This window comes from Streptomyces sp. NPDC048473 (assembly GCF_043200155.1).
Classification (GTDB): domain Bacteria; phylum Actinomycetota; class Actinomycetes; order Streptomycetales; family Streptomycetaceae; genus Streptomyces.
The window spans coordinates 42,973-61,031 of the sequence record NZ_JBICXE010000025.1 but is presented as its reverse complement, the minus strand read 5'-3'; the positions used below and the strand labels follow the sequence as shown (position 1 = coordinate 61,031).

The 18,059-nt window shown below is 70.8% G+C and carries 17 protein-coding genes and 1 pseudogene; 7 read left to right on the top strand and 11 right to left on the bottom strand.

The genetic code is table 11. The annotated features are described in order from the left end of the window. Window positions 1-26: 26 nt before the first annotated feature. The 4 genes from ACGFU7_RS31565 to ACGFU7_RS31550 form a co-directional block, all read right to left on the bottom strand. Window positions 27-155, bottom strand: coding sequence for a hypothetical protein (locus ACGFU7_RS31565; RefSeq protein ID WP_393700323.1), 129 nt, complete (start codon window positions 153-155; stop codon window positions 27-29). 117 nt (window positions 156-272) lie between these two features. Next, complete coding sequence (locus ACGFU7_RS31560) at window positions 273-1,151, bottom strand: ISAs1 family transposase (RefSeq protein ID WP_393700321.1); 879 nt, start codon at window positions 1,149-1,151, stop codon at window positions 273-275. Between the two features lie 227 nt (window positions 1,152-1,378). Then, a complete protein-coding gene (locus tag ACGFU7_RS31555; protein ID WP_393700319.1) occupies window positions 1,379-4,048 on the bottom strand; it encodes an FtsX-like permease family protein in 2,670 nt (889 codons plus the stop codon). Then, window positions 4,045-4,767 carry an ABC transporter ATP-binding protein gene (locus tag ACGFU7_RS31550; protein WP_393700318.1) on the bottom strand — a complete coding sequence of 241 codons (723 nt, stop codon included), beginning with the start codon at window positions 4,765-4,767 and terminating at the stop codon, window positions 4,045-4,047. The genes ACGFU7_RS31555 and ACGFU7_RS31550 overlap by 4 nt, the downstream gene beginning before the upstream one ends. A 164-nt stretch (window positions 4,768-4,931) precedes the next feature. Here ACGFU7_RS31550 and ACGFU7_RS31545 point away from each other — a divergent pair, with 164 nt between their 5' ends. Both ACGFU7_RS31545 and ACGFU7_RS31540 read left to right on the top strand, forming a co-directional pair. Beyond that, window positions 4,932-6,161 carry a sensor histidine kinase gene (locus ACGFU7_RS31545; RefSeq protein WP_393700317.1) on the top strand — a complete coding sequence of 410 codons (1,230 nt, stop codon included), beginning with the start codon at window positions 4,932-4,934 and terminating at the stop codon, window positions 6,159-6,161. After that, window positions 6,149-6,826 (top strand): LuxR C-terminal-related transcriptional regulator, encoded by a 678-nt coding sequence (locus tag ACGFU7_RS31540; RefSeq protein WP_393700316.1) that lies wholly within the window; start codon window positions 6,149-6,151, stop codon window positions 6,824-6,826. Before ACGFU7_RS31545 ends, ACGFU7_RS31540 begins: the two co-directional genes overlap by 13 nt. A gap of 121 nt (window positions 6,827-6,947) precedes the next feature. Here the strand turns inward: ACGFU7_RS31540 and ACGFU7_RS31535 are convergent, their stop codons facing one another. The 3 genes from ACGFU7_RS31535 to ACGFU7_RS31525 all read right to left on the bottom strand — a co-directional run bounded on the left by ACGFU7_RS31535 (window position 6,948) and on the right by ACGFU7_RS31525 (window position 7,826). Further along, window positions 6,948-7,148: a hypothetical protein gene (locus ACGFU7_RS31535; RefSeq protein ID WP_393700314.1), complete on the bottom strand. Its 201-nt coding sequence runs from the start codon at window positions 7,146-7,148 to the stop codon at window positions 6,948-6,950. A 9-nt stretch (window positions 7,149-7,157) separates the two neighbouring features. After that, window positions 7,158-7,289: a hypothetical protein gene (locus tag ACGFU7_RS31530; RefSeq protein WP_393700313.1), complete on the bottom strand. Its 132-nt coding sequence runs from the start codon at window positions 7,287-7,289 to the stop codon at window positions 7,158-7,160. A 144-nt stretch (window positions 7,290-7,433) separates the two neighbouring features. Further along, window positions 7,434-7,826 (bottom strand): VOC family protein, encoded by a 393-nt coding sequence (locus ACGFU7_RS31525; RefSeq protein WP_393700311.1) that lies wholly within the window; start codon window positions 7,824-7,826, stop codon window positions 7,434-7,436. A 227-nt stretch (window positions 7,827-8,053) separates the two neighbouring features. Here ACGFU7_RS31525 and ACGFU7_RS31520 point away from each other — a divergent pair, with 227 nt between their 5' ends. Further along, on the top strand, window positions 8,054-8,689 hold the full coding sequence (locus tag ACGFU7_RS31520; protein WP_393700437.1) for a nucleoside/nucleotide kinase family protein: 636 nt from the start codon (window positions 8,054-8,056) through the stop codon (window positions 8,687-8,689). A 71-nt stretch (window positions 8,690-8,760) separates the two neighbouring features. After that, window positions 8,761-9,888, top strand: a complete 1,128-nt coding sequence (locus ACGFU7_RS31515; RefSeq protein WP_393700309.1) for an aminopeptidase P family protein — start codon at window positions 8,761-8,763, stop codon at window positions 9,886-9,888. 61 nt (window positions 9,889-9,949) lie between these two features. On the opposite strand, the gene treZ is transcribed toward ACGFU7_RS31515, so the two are convergent. Continuing rightward, window positions 9,950-11,749, bottom strand: coding sequence for a malto-oligosyltrehalose trehalohydrolase (gene treZ, locus ACGFU7_RS31510; RefSeq protein WP_393700307.1), 1,800 nt, complete (start codon window positions 11,747-11,749; stop codon window positions 9,950-9,952). Window positions 11,750-11,948: 199 nt separating this feature from the next. Here treZ and ACGFU7_RS31505 point away from each other — a divergent pair, with 199 nt between their 5' ends. Beyond that, entirely contained in the window at window positions 11,949-13,301 is a 1,353-nt protein-coding gene (locus tag ACGFU7_RS31505) for a GH1 family beta-glucosidase (RefSeq protein WP_393700305.1), read from the top strand. A 57-nt stretch (window positions 13,302-13,358) separates the two neighbouring features. Here the strand turns inward: ACGFU7_RS31505 and ACGFU7_RS31500 are convergent, their stop codons facing one another. After that, complete coding sequence (locus ACGFU7_RS31500; protein ID WP_393700303.1) at window positions 13,359-14,585, bottom strand: MFS transporter; 1,227 nt, start codon at window positions 14,583-14,585, stop codon at window positions 13,359-13,361. 95 nt (window positions 14,586-14,680) lie between these two features. On the opposite strand from ACGFU7_RS31500, the gene ACGFU7_RS31495 reads away from it, so the two are divergent. Next, window positions 14,681-15,811 carry an alpha-L-fucosidase gene (locus tag ACGFU7_RS31495; RefSeq protein WP_393700301.1) on the top strand — a complete coding sequence of 377 codons (1,131 nt, stop codon included), beginning with the start codon at window positions 14,681-14,683 and terminating at the stop codon, window positions 15,809-15,811. On the opposite strand, the pseudogene ACGFU7_RS31490 reads toward ACGFU7_RS31495, so the two are convergent. Together ACGFU7_RS31490 and ACGFU7_RS31485 are read right to left on the bottom strand one after the other, a co-directional pair. Further along, window positions 15,783-16,130 (bottom strand): annotated as a pseudogene (locus ACGFU7_RS31490) (GNAT family N-acetyltransferase); the annotation flags it as partial. The gene ACGFU7_RS31495 and the pseudogene ACGFU7_RS31490 sit on opposite strands and share 29 nt — an antisense overlap. Before the next feature lie 176 nt (window positions 16,131-16,306). Further along, the gene (locus ACGFU7_RS31485) at window positions 16,307-17,260 is read right to left on the bottom strand and encodes a GNAT family N-acetyltransferase (protein ID WP_393700300.1); all 954 of its coding nucleotides are present in this window, start codon (window positions 17,258-17,260) and stop codon (window positions 16,307-16,309) included. A 184-nt stretch (window positions 17,261-17,444) separates the two neighbouring features. Here ACGFU7_RS31485 and ACGFU7_RS31480 point away from each other — a divergent pair, with 184 nt between their 5' ends. After that, window positions 17,445-18,014: an FHA domain-containing protein gene (locus ACGFU7_RS31480; RefSeq protein ID WP_393700299.1), complete on the top strand. Its 570-nt coding sequence runs from the start codon at window positions 17,445-17,447 to the stop codon at window positions 18,012-18,014. The last annotated feature ends 45 nt before the right edge of the window (window positions 18,015-18,059 follow it).

The window sequence follows — 18,059 nt, the reverse complement described above, 5'->3', positions numbered from 1 at the left end:
GTCTTTTGATCTCGGATGAGTGCAGGTCAGGCGAGGCCGATGAGGTCCAGCGGTCGGCAGAAGCTGTCGTAGGACATTTCGCGGAGGCCGGCGGCGATGTTCGTGTGGCCGGAGGCTCGCAGCGTGTTGATGGCGAAGCTTCGGAAGGTGGCCATGTTGTCCGGGCCGTGCCCGGTGTGGACCTTGGAGGCGTCCTCGGTGAAGGTCGTATCGCGGACGAAACGGAGCCGGTTCTCGATGACCCACTGCGAACGGACGATCTTCGCGAGCCGTTACGGGGAAGCTTCGCGGCTGGTCAGATCCGTGATGACGTAGACGGTCTCGCGGCTGCGCTTGCCGGTATTGCGCTGGGTACGGTGCCGGACGATCTTCGCGACCTGGACCGCGTGGGGGAAGTCGATGTCAAGATCGGTGATGGTCAGGGCCTGCACGACGCGGGTTTCCAGGCGCCCGTGAGCGGTGGTGCGGTCGTAGAACTTCGCGCTCGCCTTCCCCCAGGGCAGAGCTGCAAGTTGGCGGTGCAGGTTCTTCTGGTTGCGCTTCACGGTAAAGGCGTAGTGCGCCTTCTTCTCCTCGACGAGGAATCGGGCGTGATCACGCTGGCAGTGCAGGGCGTCCGCGGTGACCGTGACGCCGGCCAGGTCGTAGGGCGCCAACAGGGCGTCGAAACACGTGATTTCGTTTGTCTTGCTGGGAACACGGAGCTGGGTGACAGTCAGGCCGGCACCGGTGATCGGGGCGAGCAGGTGAGCGGCTGGGATCTCGCCGTGGCGCGAACCGCGGGCACTCTTGCCGTCCACCGCCAGGGTCCCGGCCCCGCCCGGGTCATGCCCGAGCAGATCGGCCAGGCCGCCGGGGCAGGCGGCGTTCAGGACTCGGCGGATGGTCGCCGTACTCGGCGCGATGCGCACCTGGAAGACAGTCGTGGTGCGGGCGCCGAGCCGGGCGAGGGTGTCCTGCGGAGCCCTCGATGACCACTGGCCGATCGCGGCTGAGCAGGCCACCAACAGCACGCTCACGAACGGGTGACGCTTCCCGCGCCGATGCCGGGGATCGGCCAAGGTCTCCAGCCGCAGGGCCAGTGGTCCGATCAACCGGTGCTGACGGGTGGGCGACTTGATCAGGCAGGCGGTGGCAGACTGACGGCACATCGAAGCTCCGGACGGTGCAGGCGACTGGACAGGTCACCCGCATCAACCGGAGCTTCGTTGCGCACGGACCGGGCCCACCAGATATCGTCACACCGCCGTGACCTGCACGTTCACGCACTCACCGGAACTTTGCAATCGCCCTGTCGAAGGTGCCGCGAATGATTTCACAGACTGATTCAAGGCGTACGGGGCGGCCACGTGGTCAGCACCGCCAGGTCGGAAAAGGCTCACTGACGGTCAACCGCATTCTGGAACCGGCCGCCCCGCGCCCCCGGCAGCAGTGTGCCCGCCGCCGCGGCCACCGTCACGGCCAGTGCCAGCACCCCGTACTGCACCGGCGGCAGATACGGCACCGAACCGGTAATCGACACCGCGAACGCCACCAGCGGGATTGCCGCGACCAGTGTGCCGATCGCCAGGCCCGCCACCGTCACCAGGCCCGTCTCCAGGACCAGCATCCGCCTCACCTGGCGGCGGCCCGCGCCGACCATCCGCAGCAGGCGGAATTCCGGGCGGCGGCCCACCGTGATCAGGGACAGCGTGCTGATCACCGCGAGCAGGGCGAAGCCGCCGATCACACCGACACCGATGATGATCATGGCGTTGTCCTGGTCCGACGACGGCGGGGCGATCCGTACGTCGTCCGCCGTCGCGGTACGGACCTGCGCACCCGTGTACGGGGAGAGGGCGCGCCGTACCGCTGAGGCCGAAGCCGACCCGCCGTCCGCCGAGCGGATCAGGATCTGCTGGTCGCGCGGTGCCGAGACATGCCCGGCCAGAGCCTCGCGCGGCAGCATGAACTCTCCGATCCCCAGGGCCCGTTCGTAGAGCGCCACCACTCGGAGCCTGACCTTCGTACCGTCACCGAGGCGGAGCTTCACCGTGTCGCCGGTGCCGACGTCGAGGTCGGCGGCGCGGTCCTTGCCGACCGCGACCGTGCCCTTGCCGGTGAGGTCCGCCAGATCACCCGCCGTGACGTGCGGATCGAGCGTGCCAGGCAGCTGGTCCGCCGTCACACCCAGCACGGGGAGCCGGTCCAGCGTCGGATCACCGATGTCGCGATGGGCGAGGACGACGCTGGAGCGCAGCACACCGGTCGCCGCCTTCACCCCAGGAGCCTTGCGCACCGCCTGCGCCGCATCGGCCGGCAGTCCGGCGGCCGGACCCGTGACCACAAGGTCCGCCCGGAGCGCGGCGGCGGCCTGCCGGTCGGCGGCCCGCTCCAGCGTCGAGCCGGCCGCCAGCTGTACGCAGACGAACGCGACGACCAGCACGATCGGGGTGATCGCCGCACCGAGGCGCCGATTGTGCGCGGCGGCGGACTTGGCGGCCAGGAACCCGGAGACCCCGCCCGCACGCCGTACCGGTGCACCGAGCACCCGCATCGCCACCCGGGCGATCCACGGACCGAGCAGCGCCACCGCGATGATCAGCGAGGTCGCCGCACCCGAGGCGGCCACCGCGGCGGCCTGCCCGCCCTGCGCCGTTGCCGCGCCCGCCGAACTCACACCCGCGATGGCCAGCACCACTCCGGCGACCGTACGCAGCCGGCCGGGCTCGCTCGGCTCGGGCGCACGGGCGGCGACCAGCGCCGCGGCGGGTCGCAGCCGGGTGATGGACCTGGCCGCGAGCATCGACACCGGACGGGCTGCCGACGCGACGAACACCGCGGCCGTGGCGCCCGCGGCGAACGGCAGCCACACCGGCACGGGCAGCGGCAGCGGGTCCGTGGTCAGCAGCGACCGCATCAGCAGCCCCAGCGGTACGGCCCCGATCCCGCCCAGCACCGCGGCGGCGCCGGCCACCCGGCTCACCTCGCGGCCGACTGCCGACCTGAGCTGCCGGGGCGTCGCCCCGACCGCGCGCAGCAGCGCCAGTTCGCCGGAGCGCTGGTGGACCGCCTGGGAGAGGGTGGTGGCAATCACCAGGAACGCCACCATGAGGACCGTTCCCGCGATGGAGGCGAGCAGTGGGAGCAGATCGCCCCGTGCGCCGAGCGCGTCGACGTACTCGGCCTGCCCGCGCTCCGAGCCGGTGAGGACCCGGACCTCGCGGTTGCCGTGTGTGCGGTCGGGCAGTGCGGCGTCCAGGGACGCCCGCAGCTCGTCGGCCGAGACGCCCTTCTCGGCGATGACGCCGATGGCGTCGACCGTTGCGGGGTGTCCGGCCAGGGCGGTCAGCCGCTGCTCGGTGAAGAAGACGGCGGGGGAGGCGCCCCGGTGACCGGTGTCGGCGACACCGCTGATGATGTAGGGACGGTGCGGCCCGTCGACCTGCAATGTCACATGGTCACCGGACTTGCTCCCGGTTGCGGCCGCCAGCGCGCTGTCGATGACCACCTCGGTGGACGTCCTCGGCGCGTGTCCATCCGTCAGCCGGTACGGAGTGAGCGCGGCGGACGCCCAGGAGCGGCCGACAGCCGAAGGCCCGCCGGCCCCGGTACCCCCGGCTCCGGCACCACCGCTCCCGCCGCCCACAGCCACCGGGACCGAATCGTCCGCGACGGCCTTCGCGACCCCGTCGGCGGCGGCTGCCTTCGCCACCGCGGAGCGGTCGAGGCGGACCCGTTCCGACAGATACGTCTCCGCGGTCTGCGGCTCGCTGCCCCACGGCTTCGCCGTGTACGTCACCTTCTGGTCGGCCACCACCACCGCGTCCGTCCCGGCATGACGCTCCACCGGCGGCTGCGCCAGCAGCAGCGAACCGAGGACGAAAGCGAACGCGCCGACCAGAGCGGCCGCGGCCGTCGTCGCCGCGAACACCGCGGCCCAGGTCCGGCGATGAGTCTTCAGCGAACGCCGGGCGAGGAACGCCGACGCCCGCCGCATCCCGGACCGCACATCCGCGTGAGGCCTCCGCGTGTCCGTGTTCGTACCCATGTCCGTACTCGTGCTCATTGCAGCCGTCCGCCGTCCATCGTCAGCACGGTGTCAGCCCAGCTCGCCGCCACCGGATCATGGGTGACCATGACGACCGTACGGCCGTCGATCCGTACCGCGTCCCGCAACAGACCGAGCACCAGCGTCGCCGACTCCGGGTCCAGGGACGCCGTCGGCTCGTCCGCGAAGATCACATCGGGTTCGGTCACCAGCGCCCGCGCCACCGCGACCCGCTGCTGCTGGCCGCCCGAGAGCGTCGCGGGGCCATGCCCGCCGCGGCCCGCCAGGCCGACCCGGGCCAGCAGTTCCCGGCCGCGGGTCAGTACCCGCTCGTCCGCCGGATCGGCGCCCGCCAGCACCAGCGGCAGCACGACGTTCTCCTCGATGTTCAACGAGGGCACCAGATTCAGGGCGTGCGACTGGAAGACGAAACCGATCCGGTCCCGGCGCAACCGGGTCAGCGCGGCCTCGGACAGCGAGCCGAGATCGGTGCCCCCGACCCGTACCGTCCCCGCCGTCGGACGGTCCAGGCCCGCCGCGCACTGCAGGAACGTGCTCTTCCCCGACCCCGAGGGGCCCACCACCGCGGTGAAGCTCCCGGCCGGGACCGTGCAGCTCACCGCGTCGAGCGTGATCGCCTCCCGGCCGCCGCCACGCCGTCCGTAGCGTCGGCTCACCGACTCCAGACTCAGCGCGCTCGCCCGCACCGCTGTGATCGTGTCCACCGTCGACTCCACCGTTCCTTCTCCGCTTCGTGCTTTCTGACCTGCATAAACGCTATGAGGAAAGGGGTGCTCGGGCGAGGGTGTGCGCTCCCGGACAGGGGGTGCAGCCAGCTCCACCATGGTCAGGGTGAGGCCCCCACTCCGGTGGCGGGTGAACCCCCGTAACGTGATGCGTCATGAGCACCACTCCCGCCCCGCTGACGGTCGCCATCCGGCGTTCGTGGGATGCGTCGCACTACCTCTTCATCGGCATTCCGATCGCGCTGCTCGCGTATGTGGGCGCGTTCATGGTGGTGGCGGTCCTGTTGTTCGCCGCCGCGATCATCGGGCTGCCCGCCCTGCCCGAGGCCGCCAAAGTGCTGAGCCGGTTCGCGGAGTTCGAGCGCCGCAGGGCCGCCGCGCGGCTCGGTGTTCCGTTCACGCCGACGCCGTATCTCCCGTTGGACGGCGGTGAACTCTCCGAGCGGGTCCGGCGCGTCCTCACCGACCCGACGATCTGGCGCGACGCCCTCTGGCTGCCGGTCCAGGCGCTCATGGGCAACGCCCTCGGCTACCTCACGATGGTGCTGTGGCCGGTCGGGCTCCTCGTCGACGGGGCCGTGCTCTCCGTCGTACACCTGCTGGACCGGCGGACCGTCGACGAGTACGGGACGCCGCTGCCCGTGCGCCAGGGGTGGGTGCTGCGCTGGCATCCCGTACTCGCGGATCTGTCGGCGAGCTGGACCCGGTCCCTGCTCACCCGATCGCCGTCCACCGAACTCGCCGACCGGATCGCCCAGCTGACCGAGAGCCGGGCCGGGGCGGTCGAGGCGCACGGCGCCGAACTGCGCCGCATCGAACGGGATCTGCACGACGGCGCCCAGGCCAGGATCGTCGCCCTGTCGATGCGCATCGGCCTCGCCAAACAGCTCCTCGACCGTGACCCGGCCGCCGCGCGCATCCGCCTCGACGAGGCACAGGACGGCGCGGAGGAGGCCCTCGCGGAACTGCGGCACGTGGTGCGCGGCATCCATCCGCCCGTGCTGACTGACCGTGGACTGGCAGGAGCCGTACGGGCGTTGGCCGCCGATGTCAGCGTGCCCGTCGCTGCGGAGCTCGACGGTGTGGAGGACGGGCGACGGCTGCCGGCCGCGATCGAGGCCGCCGCCTACTTCGTCATCGCCGAGGCCCTCACCAACATCAGCAAACACAGCGGCGCGACAGCCGCGACGGTACGGATCGACCGCACCCCCGGAACCCTGCGGGTGGTCATCGGCGACGATGGTCATGGCGGCGCGGACGAACGCGCCGGCAGCGGGCTGGTCGGAATCAGGCGGCGGATCGCCGCCCTCGACGGCACCACCCGCATCAACAGCCCCACCGGGGGGCCGACGAACATCGAAGTGGAGCTGCTGTGCGGATCGTGATCGCCGAGGACAACGCGTTGCTGAGGGAGGGGCTGATCCTGCTGCTCACCAGCTCGGGCCACGAGGTGGTGGCCGACGCGGCGACCGGGCCGGAGATCCTGCCCGCCCTGCTGGAACACCGCCCGGACGCCGCCGTGCTCGACGTGCGGCTCCCGCCCACCTTCCGCGACGAGGGACTGCGCGCCGCACTCGCCGCCCGCGCGGAGATGCCCGAACTGCCGATCCTGGTCCTCTCGCAGTACGTCGAGGAGACGTACGCCGCCGAGCTGCTCGCCCAGGGCGCCCAGGGCATCGGCTACCTGCTGAAGGACCGGGTGGGCCGGGTCGACCAGTTCCTCCAGGCGCTCGACCGGGTGGCGGGCGGCGGCACGGCGCTCGACCCCGAGGTCGTGACCCAGCTGCTGACCCGCAAGTCGTCGGCCGAACCCCTGCAGAGCCTCACTCCGCGCGAGCGCGAAGTCCTGGAACTGATGGCACAGGGCAAGGCGAACGGCACCATCGCCTCCGAACTGGTGGTGACGGAACGGGCCGTGAGCAAGCACATCGGCTCGATCTTCGCCAAGCTCGGCCTGGAACCGGACGACGGCACGGTGCACCGGCGGGTGCTTGCGGTGCTCGCGTATCTGGAGGGCAAGGGCAAGGGCAAGGGCAAGGGCACGCGCTGACGCGCGCTGTGCCTGGTTGACGGGGGTACTGTCGGGCCGGGCCGGTTGCGCACGGTCTTGCCCGGGCCGTTCGTCCAGCCGTGTCGGTTGTGCAGCGTGCACGACCGGCGGGGCAGTTCATTCAGCCGTGTCGGTCGTGCATACGGGCCACGGCCCACTTCGCCTCCTGGACCAGTTCGCCGAGGCCTGCCTTCACCTGCCACTTGGCCCGCTTCATCAGGACCTTCGCCGCGGTCAGCGATTCGTGGGCGAGATCGGTCCGCCCCTCCCGGGCGGCCGCAATGCTGATGCGCAGCTGTTCCTCCACGACGATGTGGCCCACGCCGCCCGGTCAGCCGCGCCCCGACGCCAGGCGTGCCGCTTCGGCGTGCTCGGCGCGGTCCAGGCCGAAGCCGAAAGGGAACGCCGCCAGTTCGACGAGGTCCGGACGGGTACGCAACCGGTGAAGGGCACGATCGGTCATGTGCCCAACGTAACGGTGACCACTGACATTGATACTCGTACGTGGGTTCGGGTGGTCATGGCTCTGCCACTGACCGACGCCCTGCTGGGCTGTCTTCGAGGTGTACCGACCGGCTGCAACTCCCGCGGACGGAAGCGCCGCAGGTCAGGGCCGCGTGGGCTGGAGCAGATCCCAGCGATTGCCGTACAGGTCCTCGAAGACCGCCACCGATCCGTATTCCTCGTGCCGCGGTTCCTCCAGGAACCGCACCCCGGCGGCCAGCATCCGGGCGTGGTCGCCCGCGAAGTCCTCGGTGTGCAGGAAGAAGCCGACCCGGCCGCCCGTCTGTGCACCGATGCTCGCCCGCTGCGCCTCGTCCTTGGCGCGGGCCAGGAGCAGCCCGGTCCCCTCCGTGCCGCGCGGCCGCACGACCACCCAGCGCGAGCCGTCGCCCCGGTCGGTGTCCTCCACCAGCTCGAATCCGAGGGCGTCGGTGTAGAAGGAGACGGCTTCGGCATAGTCGCGGACGACCAGGGTGACCAGGGCGATGTGCGGCATGGGATTCCTCGGACGGGGGCGGGCAACGGTGTGACGAGCCAGTTGCTCGTTATACGTAACACTACCTGCCTCTGCGAGAACCGCGTGGACCGCACCACCGTGACATCCGTCAGGCACGCGGCGGGACAATGCCCCGCATGGACATCAGCGACCTCAGCGACCCCACCGAGCCGACGGCCCGCATGACCATCAGCGACTTCAGCGACCCCACCGAGCCGACGGCCCGCATGACCATCAGCGACTTCACCGAGCTGACGGCCCGCGCCCTGCGCCTCGCCGTCCCCGGCCACCGCCGCATCCTCGGCATCGCGGGACCACCCGGAGCCGGGAAGTCCACCCTGGCCGCACAGCTCGTCGACGCTCTCGACGGACTCGCCGTCCTCGTACCCATGGACGGCTTCCACCTCGCCCAGGCCGAGTTGGAACGGCTCGGCCGCGCCGGACGCAAGGGCGCACCCGACACCTTCGACGCCGCGGGTTACGCGGCCCTGCTCCGACGCCTGAGCCACCCGGAACCGGAAACCACCGTGTACGCCCCCGCCTTCGACCGCGCCCTGGAGGAGCCGATCGCCGGGGCCGTCCCCGTACCCCCGGACATCCCGCTGGTCGTCACCGAGGGCAATTACCTTCTGCACGACGAAGGGGCCTGGGCGCCTGTACGCGGGCTGCTGGACGAGGCGTGGTTCCTGGAACTCGAACCGGCCCTGCGGGTACGCCGGCTCGTCGACCGGCACATGCGGTTCGGCAAGCCCCGGCCGTACGCGGAACAATGGGTGGCCGGGTCCGACGAACCCAACGCACGCCTGGTCGAGAGGGGCCGCCCCCGCGCCGGCCTCGTCGTACGGCTGCACCCGCAGACCTGACCCCCGCTCGCGTGGACCGGCGCGCACGGGCAGGATGCTGTATGCCGTGTCGTGTCGCCAGGAGGTCCCGCATGTCCAGCCCGAACCAGCCCGTACCGTTCACCGCCGACGACTACCGGGCCCGGATGGCGCGTGCCGCCGAGGCCGCCGCCGAGGCCGGGCTCGCGGGAGTGCTGGTCGCCCCCGGACCCGATCTCGTCCACCTCACCGGCTACCAGCCCGTGAACACCGAACGTCTCACCGTCCTCGTCCTCACGGCCGGCCAGGACCCGGTCCTCGTCGTCCCGACCCTGGAGGCCCCGGACGCCGAGAAGGCCGTCGGTGCACCGGCCATCACCCTGCGGGACTGGACCGACGGCAAGGACCCGTACGCCGTCACCGCCCCGCTGCTCCACGGCCGGGGCCGGTTCGCGATCAGCGACAACGCCTGGGCGATGCATCTGCTCGGGCTGCAGCGGACGCTCCCGGACACCTCGTACGTCTCCCTCACCGAAGCCCTTCCGATGCTGCGTGCGGTGAAGGACGCCGCTGAGCTGGAGCGGATCGCGGCCGCCGGGGCCGCCGCAGACGCCACGTACGAGGAGATCCTGAAGGTCCGCTTCTCCGGCCGCAGGGAGACCGACGTCGCCGCCGATCTCGCCGCACTGCTCAAGCAGTTCGGGCACTCGCAGGTCGACTTCACCGTCGTCGGCTCCGGCCCGAACGGCGCCAACCCGCACCACGAGGCGGGCGACCGCACCATCGAGCAGGGCGACATGGTCGTACTCGACTTCGGCGGCCTCAAGCACGGCTACGGCTCCGACACCTCCCGCACGGTCCATGTCGGCGAACCCACCGCCGAGGAGCAGCGGGTCCACGACATCGTGCGGGAGGCCCAGGAGGCGGGCTGCAACGCGGTCCGGCCCGGCGTCGCCTGTCAGGAGATCGACCGGGCGGCCCGCGCCGTCATCACCGAGTTCGGCTACGGCGAGCGCTTCATCCACCGCACCGGTCACGGCATCGGCGTCACCACCCACGAACCGCCGTACATGATCGAGGGCGAGGAGCAGTCACTGGTGCCCGGGATGTGCTTCTCCGTGGAGCCGGGCATCTATCTGCCGGGCCGGTTCGGTGTCCGGATCGAGGACATCGTGACCGTGACTCAGGACGGCGGCCGACGCCTCAACAGCACCGCGCGCGAACTGGCGATCGTCGAGTAGTCGGACGCGTACGAGTTGGAGCGCACCCGAAGGCAAGGGATTCACCGCGCGCCCCCGCAGATCAGTCGTCGGCCAGCACCACGCACGACTCCGGCGGCAGATGCAGCAGCCCGTCGCTGCCCGGGGCCTCCACCGGCTCCCACGCGGCCACCACCCTGCCGCCGCCTCCCCGGCGCCGGCCGCTGCCCAGCGGGATCGTGGCCGGCTTCTCGTCGAGGTTGACCGCGATCCGCAGATCGCCCCTCCGGTACGCCAGCCAGCGCGCCTGTTCGTCGTGGGCGGTGCGCACCGACGCCAGATCCGGGTCGGACAGGTCGGGCAGGGCGCGACGCAGCGTGATCAGCTCGCGGTACCAGGCGTGCAGACGGGCGTGCGGCTCCTGTGCCGGTTCGTTCCAGTCCAGGCAGGAGCGGTTCCGGGTGGCCGGGTCCTGCGGGTCCGGAATGGCGTCCGCCGCCCAGCCGTGCGCCGCGAACTCCCGCCGTCTGCCGCTGCGGACCGCCTCGGCGAGCGCCGGATCGGTGTGGTCGGTGAAGAACTGCCAGGGGGTGCGGGCGCCCCACTCCTCGCCCATGAACAGCATCGGGGTGAAGGGACCGGTCAGCATGAGGGCCGCGGCGCAGGCCAGCAGGCCGGGGGAGAGTGTGGCGGAGAGCCGGTCGCCCAGGGCACGGTTGCCGATCTGGTCATGGGTCTGGGCGTAGCCGACGAAGCGGTGGGCCGGGGTGCGGGCGATGTCGACGGGGCGGCCGTGGGAACGGCCGCGGAAGCTGGAGTACGTACCGTTGTGGAAGAACGTGCTCGTCACGGTCTTGGCGACGGCGGCCAGCGGGGCGGCGGCGAAGTCCGCGTAGTAGCCCTGCGACTCACCGGTGAGCGCGGTGTGCAGGGCGTGGTGGAAGTCGTCGTTCCACTGGGCGTGCAGGCCGATGCCGCCCGATTCGCGCGGTGTCGTCGTCCGAGGGTCGCAGAGGTCGGACTCGGCGATCAGCGAGAGCGGACGGCCGAGTTCGCCGGCGAGTGCGTCGGTCGCCGTGGACAGCTCCTCCAGGAAGGTCAGCGCCCGCGTGTCGGCCAGGGCATGGACCGCGTCCAGCCGCAGCCCGTCGAGCCGGTAGTCGCGCAGCCAGGCGAGCGCGCTGCCCAGCAGATACGCCCGCACCTCGTCCGAACCGGGGGCGTCGAGGTTGACCGCCGCGCCCCACGGCGTGTGGTGGGTCTCCGTGAAGTAGGGGCCGAAGGCCGGGAGGTGATTGCCGGACGGGCCGAGGTGGTTGTGGACGACGTCCAGGACGACCGCGAGCCCGAGACCGTGCGCCGTATCGACAAAACGCTTAAGCCCCTCCGGGCCGCCGTACGGCTCGTGCACGGCCCAGAGCGACACCCCCTCGTACCCCCACCCGTGGGTGCCGGGAAAGGGGCAGACCGGCATCAGCGACACATGGGTGATGCCCAGTTCGGCGAGATGGCCGAGCCGGGCCGCCGCGGCGTCGAAGGTGCCCTCGTCGGTGTACGTACCGATGTGCAGCTCGTAAAGGACGGCGCCCGGGAGCCCCCGGCCCGCCCATTCGTTGCGCCAGGTGTACGCCGAGTGGTCGACGACGGCGCTCTCGCCGTCCGGCCCGTCCGGCTGGCGGCGCGCGCGCGGATCGGGCAGCACGGGCCCGTCGGCCCCGCCTGCCTCACCGCTCCCGCCGCTCTCGCCTCCGTTCAGCACAAAGCCGTAGCGGTCCCCGTCCGAGGCCTCCGCCTCGGCCGTCCACCACCCGGCCCGTACGGGATCACGCCCCATTGCCCGCAGCGCACCCGCCAGCCGCAGTTCGACCGAGTCCGCATCCGGTGCCCATACCTCGAACAGCATGCAACGCTCCTCGTCTCCTCGCCCCCGTGCCCCATGGTCGGCATCAGCCGCGACGACTGACTCGCGACACTGGATCGAGCCCGTTACTGGCGATTAAGGTCTGGTTCTGATCATTGCCCCGCCAGGGTCTGCTCAATACGCACTCGTCAATACGCACTCCCTTCAATACGCACTCCCTCTTACGGCTGTGGAGGCCGAGATGAATGTGCCGTCGTTCCCGCCCGGTTTCCTCTGGGGAGCCTCCGCCTCCGCTTTCCAGACCGAAGGGGCGTCCGATACCGACGGCAAGGGCCCCTCCGGCTGGGACGCCTTCGCCGCACAGCCCGGCCGGATCAAGGACGGCACCGACACCACCCGCGGGACCGGATTCCACCAGCACTACCGCGAGGACGTCGCCCTCCTGGCCGGCCTCGGCGCCGACGCCTTCCGGTTCTCCGTCAGCTGGCCGCGCGTGGTGCCCGGCGGCAGCGGAGCGGTCAACCCGCAGGGGCTCGACTTCTACGACCGCCTCGTCGACGAACTCTGCGCCCACGGCATCACCCCGGCCCCCACCCTCTACCACTGGGACACCCCGCTGCCGCTGGACGAGGAGGGCGGCTGGCTCAACCGGGACACGGCCTACCGCTTCGCCGAGTACGCGGGCATCGTCGCCGAGCGCCTCGCCGACCGCGTACCGATGTGGATCACCATCAACGAACCGGCCGAAGTGACGATGCTCGGCTACGCCCTCGGCGAGCACGCACCGGGCCGCACCCTCCTCTTCGATGCCCTGCCCGCCGCCCACCACCAGCTCCTCGCCCACGGCCTGGCCGTGCGCGCCCTGCGCGGCGCGGGAGCGGACAACATCGGCATCGCCGTCTCCCACACCCCCGTCTGGACCGCCGGGGACCGTGACGAGGACCGCATGGGCGCGCAGCTGTACGACACGATCACCAACTGGCTGTTCGCCGACCCGATTCTCACCGGCCGCTACCCCGACGAGAACTTCGCCGCACTGATGCCGGGCCCGGTCGAGGACGACCTGTCGACCATCTCCGCCCCGCTCGACTGGTACGGCGTCAACTACTACAGCCCCACCCTTGTCGGCGCCCCCGACGCACAAGCCCTGGAATCTTTCTCCGGCTTCGAGATGCCCGCCGAACTCCCCTTCGGCATCCGCGAGATAGAGGGCTACGAGAAGACCGACTTCGGCTGGCCCGTCGTCCCCGACGGACTGCGCGAAACCCTCGTCCAGCTCCACAGCCGCTTCGGCGACCGGCTCCCGCCGCTCTACATCACCGAGAACGGCTGCGCCGTCGACGAACCGGCCCGGGACACCCGCCGGATCGCCTACCTCGAAGGACACCTGAGGGCCCTGCGGACGGCCATCGACGCGGGCGTCGACGTCCGCGGCTACTTCACCTGGTCGCTCACCGACAACGTCGAATGGACCGAGGGCGCCAGCAAGCGGTTCGGCCTGGTCCACATCGACTACGAGACGCTGCGCCGGACGCCCAAGGACTCGTACGCCTGGTACAGGGATCTGATCCGTACACAGAAGTCCCGCACATAGAAGTCTCCTACACAGAAGGCCCCTGCACAGAAGTCTCCTACACAGAACACAGGCAGCTCAGCTCACTGACCTGATCCGCCACACCAGCACCCCGCCCACCACCGTCACCACGGTCGACGCCAGATACAGCCCGGCATAGCCGCCCGCGTACGCAACGATCGGCGCGGCCAGTGCCGGGCCCAGGACCTGGGGTGCGGAGTTGGCGATATTGATGACCCCCAGGTCCTTCGCCCGGTCGACGGCCGCCGGAAGGACCTGGGTGATCAGCGCCTGGTCGACCGCCACATAGATGCCGTAGCCGAGCCCGAGCACCACCGCGGCTGCCATCGCCGCCGGCCAGGTGTGCCAGAACGTCAGCAGCAGCGAACCCGCCGCCATCACCAGCGAACACACGCTGACCATCATCTTCCGCTTGCCCAGCCGGTCCGAGACGATCCCGCCCGCCACCGCCGTCACGACCACACCACCGGTGTAGAGCAGCGTCAGATACAGCACGCCCATGTCCGGATCCGGGTAATGCACCGCGTCCTTGAGGAAATACAGCAGATAGAGCGTGCCGATCGCATTCCCCAGCTGGACCAGGAAACGGGTGAGCCACGCCCATCCGAAATCGGGATGCAGCCGCGGACTCACCCAGAAGTCCCTCAGCCGGAGCACCGGCCCCCGCACCCCGGGCACGACCGGGTCGCGGGTCATCAGGACGAACGGCAGTGCACACAGCACCACGAGTCCCGCAAGCACCAGATAGCCCGAACCTGTCCCGGTAACCGCCACCGACACCAGCAGCACCCCGAAGACCAGCCCCAGCGTCTGCGGTATGCCGATGAACCCCGACACCGCCGCCCGCTGCCGCACCGGCACCTGGTCGGGAACCACCGCGTTGGTGCCGGCCAGCATCGCGTTCAGCCCCAGCTGCGCCAGACACCAGCCGAGCGCCACCCCGACCACCGTTGTCTGCGCCGCCGTCACCACCAGACCCACCGCGCCGACCAGCGCACCTCCCAGGATCCACGGATGCCTGCGGCCGAACCGTCCGCCCGTACGGTCCGACAGCGCACCCGCGACCGGGTTGGCGACCACCGCCACCAGCGCCCCGGCCGCGGTTGCCCAGCCGAGCGCGACCTCCTTGCCGGACGAGGTCAGATCGTCGATCTGCTCCGCGAGCAGCACCTGGATCGGGGTGAGAAAAGCCATGTACAGGCCCAGGTTGGCCAGTACCAGACCACTGATCCAGCCACCGCCGACGCGGCGCTGCGGTTCCGCACGGGGATCGTCCAGGATCATCGGCCGCTCGCCATCAGCTCGTCAGGGTCCGGCACGGTGCCCCGGAGGTGCCCGGATCTTACGAACGGCCGCCTGTGTGATCAATACTTCGCGCCATGGTTGCTTCATGGTGGTCCCGGGCCCGACTGGGGATCTTTGTGCACTGGACGCCCGCCTCCGTACCGGGCTGGGCCCCGCCGTACGTCCTCGCGGACGAGCTGCCCCTGGCGGGCCGCCGCTCGCCGCTCGGCTGGACGTCGTACGCGGAGTGGTACGAGAACGCGCTCCGCTTTCCCGACAGCCCCGTCTCCGCCCACCACCGCGCGACCTACGGCACCCGCCCGTACACCGCCTTCGGGGGCGACTTCAACGACGCCCTGGGCTCCTGGGACCCCGCCGCCTGGGCCCGCAGCTTCCGCGCCGCGGGCGCCCGCTACGCCGTCCTCGTCACCAAACACCACGACGGCTTCTGTCTCTGGCCCTCCGAGGTCGAGAACCCGCACCGCACCAGCTGGCACACCACACGTGACATTGTCGGTGAATTCGCCGAAGCCGTACGGGCCGAGGGGCTCTGCTTCGGCGTCTACTACTCCGGCGGTCTCGACTGGACCTTCGACGACCGCCCCATCGGCACCGGCGCGGACACCGTTTCGGCCGTCCCGCGCGGCGGCTACCCCGCGTACGCGGGCGCCCAGATGCGCGAACTGATCCGCCGCTACCGCCCCGACATCCTCTGGAACGACATCGCCTGGCCCGGCTCCCGCACCGAGGTGCAGCGGCTCGTCGAGTACTACCGCTTCACCGTCCCGCACGGCGTCGTCAACGACCGGCTGTTCCCGTACGCACCGATGTGGCGCGCACTGCAACTCCCGGGCGCCAAGGCCCTGTACGACCGCTGGGAGCGCCGCACGATCGTCCAGGGCGAGGGCTTCGTCCCGCGCAGACCCCCGTACTACGACTTCCGCACGCCCGAATTCGCCCGCTACACCGGCCCCGACCCGTACGAGATCACCCGCGGCATCGACCACAGTTTCGGCTACAACCGCAACTCCCCGCCCGAGGCGTTCCTCAGCCGGGACGTGCTGGACTCGCTGGTACGGGAGACGGCGTCCGCGGGCGGCAATCTGCTGCTCAATGTGGGGCCGCGCGGCGAGGATGCGACGATCCCCGCCGAGCAGCAGCTCCGCCTGGACTGGCTGACGGAACTCACCGCTGAACTCACACCAGATGGATGCGTTCCTGGCTGATGCGATGGCCGGCCCGGGCGAACGCGGCCGCCATCGGTGTATTGCCCCGGTCGGTGGCGCCCGCGATGAACCCGGCGCCCTCGGCCGCCGGGAAATGCGTGCATTCGGCGAGCAGGTCGTACCCGTATCCGTGCCCGCGCTGCTCGGGTACGACCCCGATGAAACCGATGCACGGGCCGGACGGGTTGTGGGCGGGTACATGGATGCCGGCCAGTTCGCCGTCGGGGGTGTACGCCGGCTGCCACCAGGAGCGTGGCGAGGGGCACCAGTGGAAGAAGTCGAGTTCCTCCTGCGCCGCCTGCTCAAGACCGCCGGGGCCAAGGCATTAAGGGCCAGGGGGGACCCTCCCGCGTTGTCGTCAGTCACCATGGCTCCTTCCCCCAGGCTCTCGGCTGCGCTCAAGCAGGGGGGACCCCATCTGCCTCAGTCCTCCGCCTTGCAGCTGCACGCACCCAGCGCCGCTCCTTCTCCCACCCCCCCCATTTGCCGGTCGGTCTAATCCCAGGCCATGTCGAAGGAGCGCTCGAAGTTCACATACCCGAGACGCTCGAAGGACTTGGCCATCGGGACGTTGCCGAGGTCGGTCGCGGCCCGGATCCGTTCCACGCCGTCCTGCGCGGCCAGCACCCTGGTCCCCTCGGCGAGGATGTCGTCGATGTAGCCGTGGCCGCGCATGGCGGGGAGCACGCCGATGTAGGCAATGATCGGGTTGTAGTTGTTGCGCGCCGGGATCACGAACCCGACCGGCTCACCGTCGGGGAGTTCGGCGATGCGCCACCACTCCCGCGGTGTCGTGTACTTCGCCAGCTCCTCGTCGTAGTGCTTCTCGGCCGCCTCGCGGACGCTGAGCCCGGACGCCAGGTCCTCCTGGCTGTGCGCGTCGAGGGTGCCCTCCGTCACCGGTGTCATCAGCGCGAGGAGATCCTTCCGCCCGTCGACCGGGCGGAACCGCAGTCGGCCGCTGTCGGCGGGGACCGGCGTACCCGCGCGCCACTCCAAGCGCAGCCGCTCGACCAGCATCCGCGCACCGGAGCGTTCCATGACCCGTATCCGGGCCTCGACGACATCACGGGCCGCAGGGTCCTCGCGCCAGTCGGCCGGTACAAAGCGTCCGTACTCGGGCCGTGGGGCACCGGCGGGCACGACCGCTGCCGTCGCCGCCTCCAGCAGTCGCAGGCCCGCCTCGCCGCGTTCGGGCTCGGGCAGCGTGTCGTCGAGGTCGAAGAAGTCGAGGAGCAGGGGTTCGCCACCGTCCCGGCTCCACCAGGCGATCCGCGCCACCACGCGCTCGCCGCGCAGCGCCACCCACATCCACTCGGGACGGCGACGCCCGCTCTCCAGGTCCTCGGCGAGCTCGTGATCGAGTACGTACGACAGCCGGCAAAAGAGCCCGAGCTCCTGCGGACCGGCGAGCGGACGGATGGTCAATTCCTGTGGTGCATAAGTCACAAAGTCTCCTTGACATGCGCAATGGGCCCTCCCGCGATCGACGGGCGGCCTGCGGCGGGAGAGACTAGCAACGTCTTTTTGGCGCTGCCCGGACATTCCGGAGCAGGTGTTCCGCGCAGGTCAGGAGGGCGGAAAGCGGGGTTGTTCTGGACACTCCGGGGCGGTCGGCCCGACAATTGGTTCCGTGACGTCCCCCTTCGAGTTCCACACGTATCCCGCGCGGCTGTCCGATGCCCAGCGCGACCGTGTTCTCGGCGTACTCAGAGACGGCGCGGCACAGGGCAGGCTGTCCCACGACACCTTCATGCGGCGCATGGAACTGGCCCTCACCGCCCGGCGCTCGGAGGAGCTGGAGGCGCTCACCGCCGACCTGGAGAGCGAAGGCCGCTGGTCACGGCGGATACTCCGGGTCGTGAGCGGAGTGTCCGGCTTCCCCGGCCGGGTGCGCCGGGTCTGGCAGACCGAACGGCTCCCGAAGCTCCTGCTCCCCACTCCCAGCCCGTACCCCCTGCTGATCGGCCGCGATCCGGGCAACGGGCTGCGGCTCAACCACGAGACCGTCTCCCGGCTCCACGCGGAACTCACCGTGCAGGGCGGCCGCTGGCTGCTGCGCGACCTCGGCTCGACCAACGGCACCTGTGTCAACGGACAGCGGGTCATCGGTACGGTCCCGGTCCGCGACGGGGACCAGGTGAGCTTCGGGAGGATGAGCTTCCGGCTCTCCGCGCCGGTCCTCGGCCCCCCTGCCCGTTAGCCGGCCGAAGGCCCGGCGACGATCTGCTCGGAGTCTCCTGGCCGT

Excerpts from the sequence above, each read along its gene's own strand:
- ACGFU7_RS31565 (WP_393700323.1), bottom strand. The coding sequence starts at position 155 with ATGGCCACCTTCCGAAGCTTCGCCATCAACACGCTGCGAGCCTCCGGC.
- ACGFU7_RS31560 (WP_393700321.1), bottom strand. The coding sequence starts at position 1,151 with ATGTGCCGTCAGTCTGCCACCGCCTGCCTGATCAAGTCGCCCACCCGT.
- ACGFU7_RS31555 (WP_393700319.1), bottom strand. The coding sequence starts at position 4,048 with ATGAGCACGAGTACGGACATGGGTACGAACACGGACACGCGGAGGCCT.
- ACGFU7_RS31545 (WP_393700317.1), top strand. The coding sequence starts at position 4,932 with ATGAGCACCACTCCCGCCCCGCTGACGGTCGCCATCCGGCGTTCGTGG.
- ACGFU7_RS31530 (WP_393700313.1), bottom strand. The coding sequence starts at position 7,289 with ATGACCGATCGTGCCCTTCACCGGTTGCGTACCCGTCCGGACCTCGTC.
- ACGFU7_RS31525 (WP_393700311.1), bottom strand. The coding sequence starts at position 7,826 with ATGCCGCACATCGCCCTGGTCACCCTGGTCGTCCGCGACTATGCCGAA.
- ACGFU7_RS31520 (WP_393700437.1), top strand. The coding sequence starts at position 8,054 with ATGACCATCAGCGACTTCACCGAGCTGACGGCCCGCGCCCTGCGCCTC.
- ACGFU7_RS31515 (WP_393700309.1), top strand. The coding sequence starts at position 8,761 with ATGTCCAGCCCGAACCAGCCCGTACCGTTCACCGCCGACGACTACCGG.
- treZ (WP_393700307.1), bottom strand. The coding sequence starts at position 11,749 with ATGCTGTTCGAGGTATGGGCACCGGATGCGGACTCGGTCGAACTGCGG.
- ACGFU7_RS31505 (WP_393700305.1), top strand. The coding sequence starts at position 11,949 with ATGAATGTGCCGTCGTTCCCGCCCGGTTTCCTCTGGGGAGCCTCCGCC.
- ACGFU7_RS31500 (WP_393700303.1), bottom strand. The coding sequence starts at position 14,585 with ATGATCCTGGACGATCCCCGTGCGGAACCGCAGCGCCGCGTCGGCGGT.
- ACGFU7_RS31495 (WP_393700301.1), top strand. The coding sequence starts at position 14,681 with ATGGTTGCTTCATGGTGGTCCCGGGCCCGACTGGGGATCTTTGTGCAC.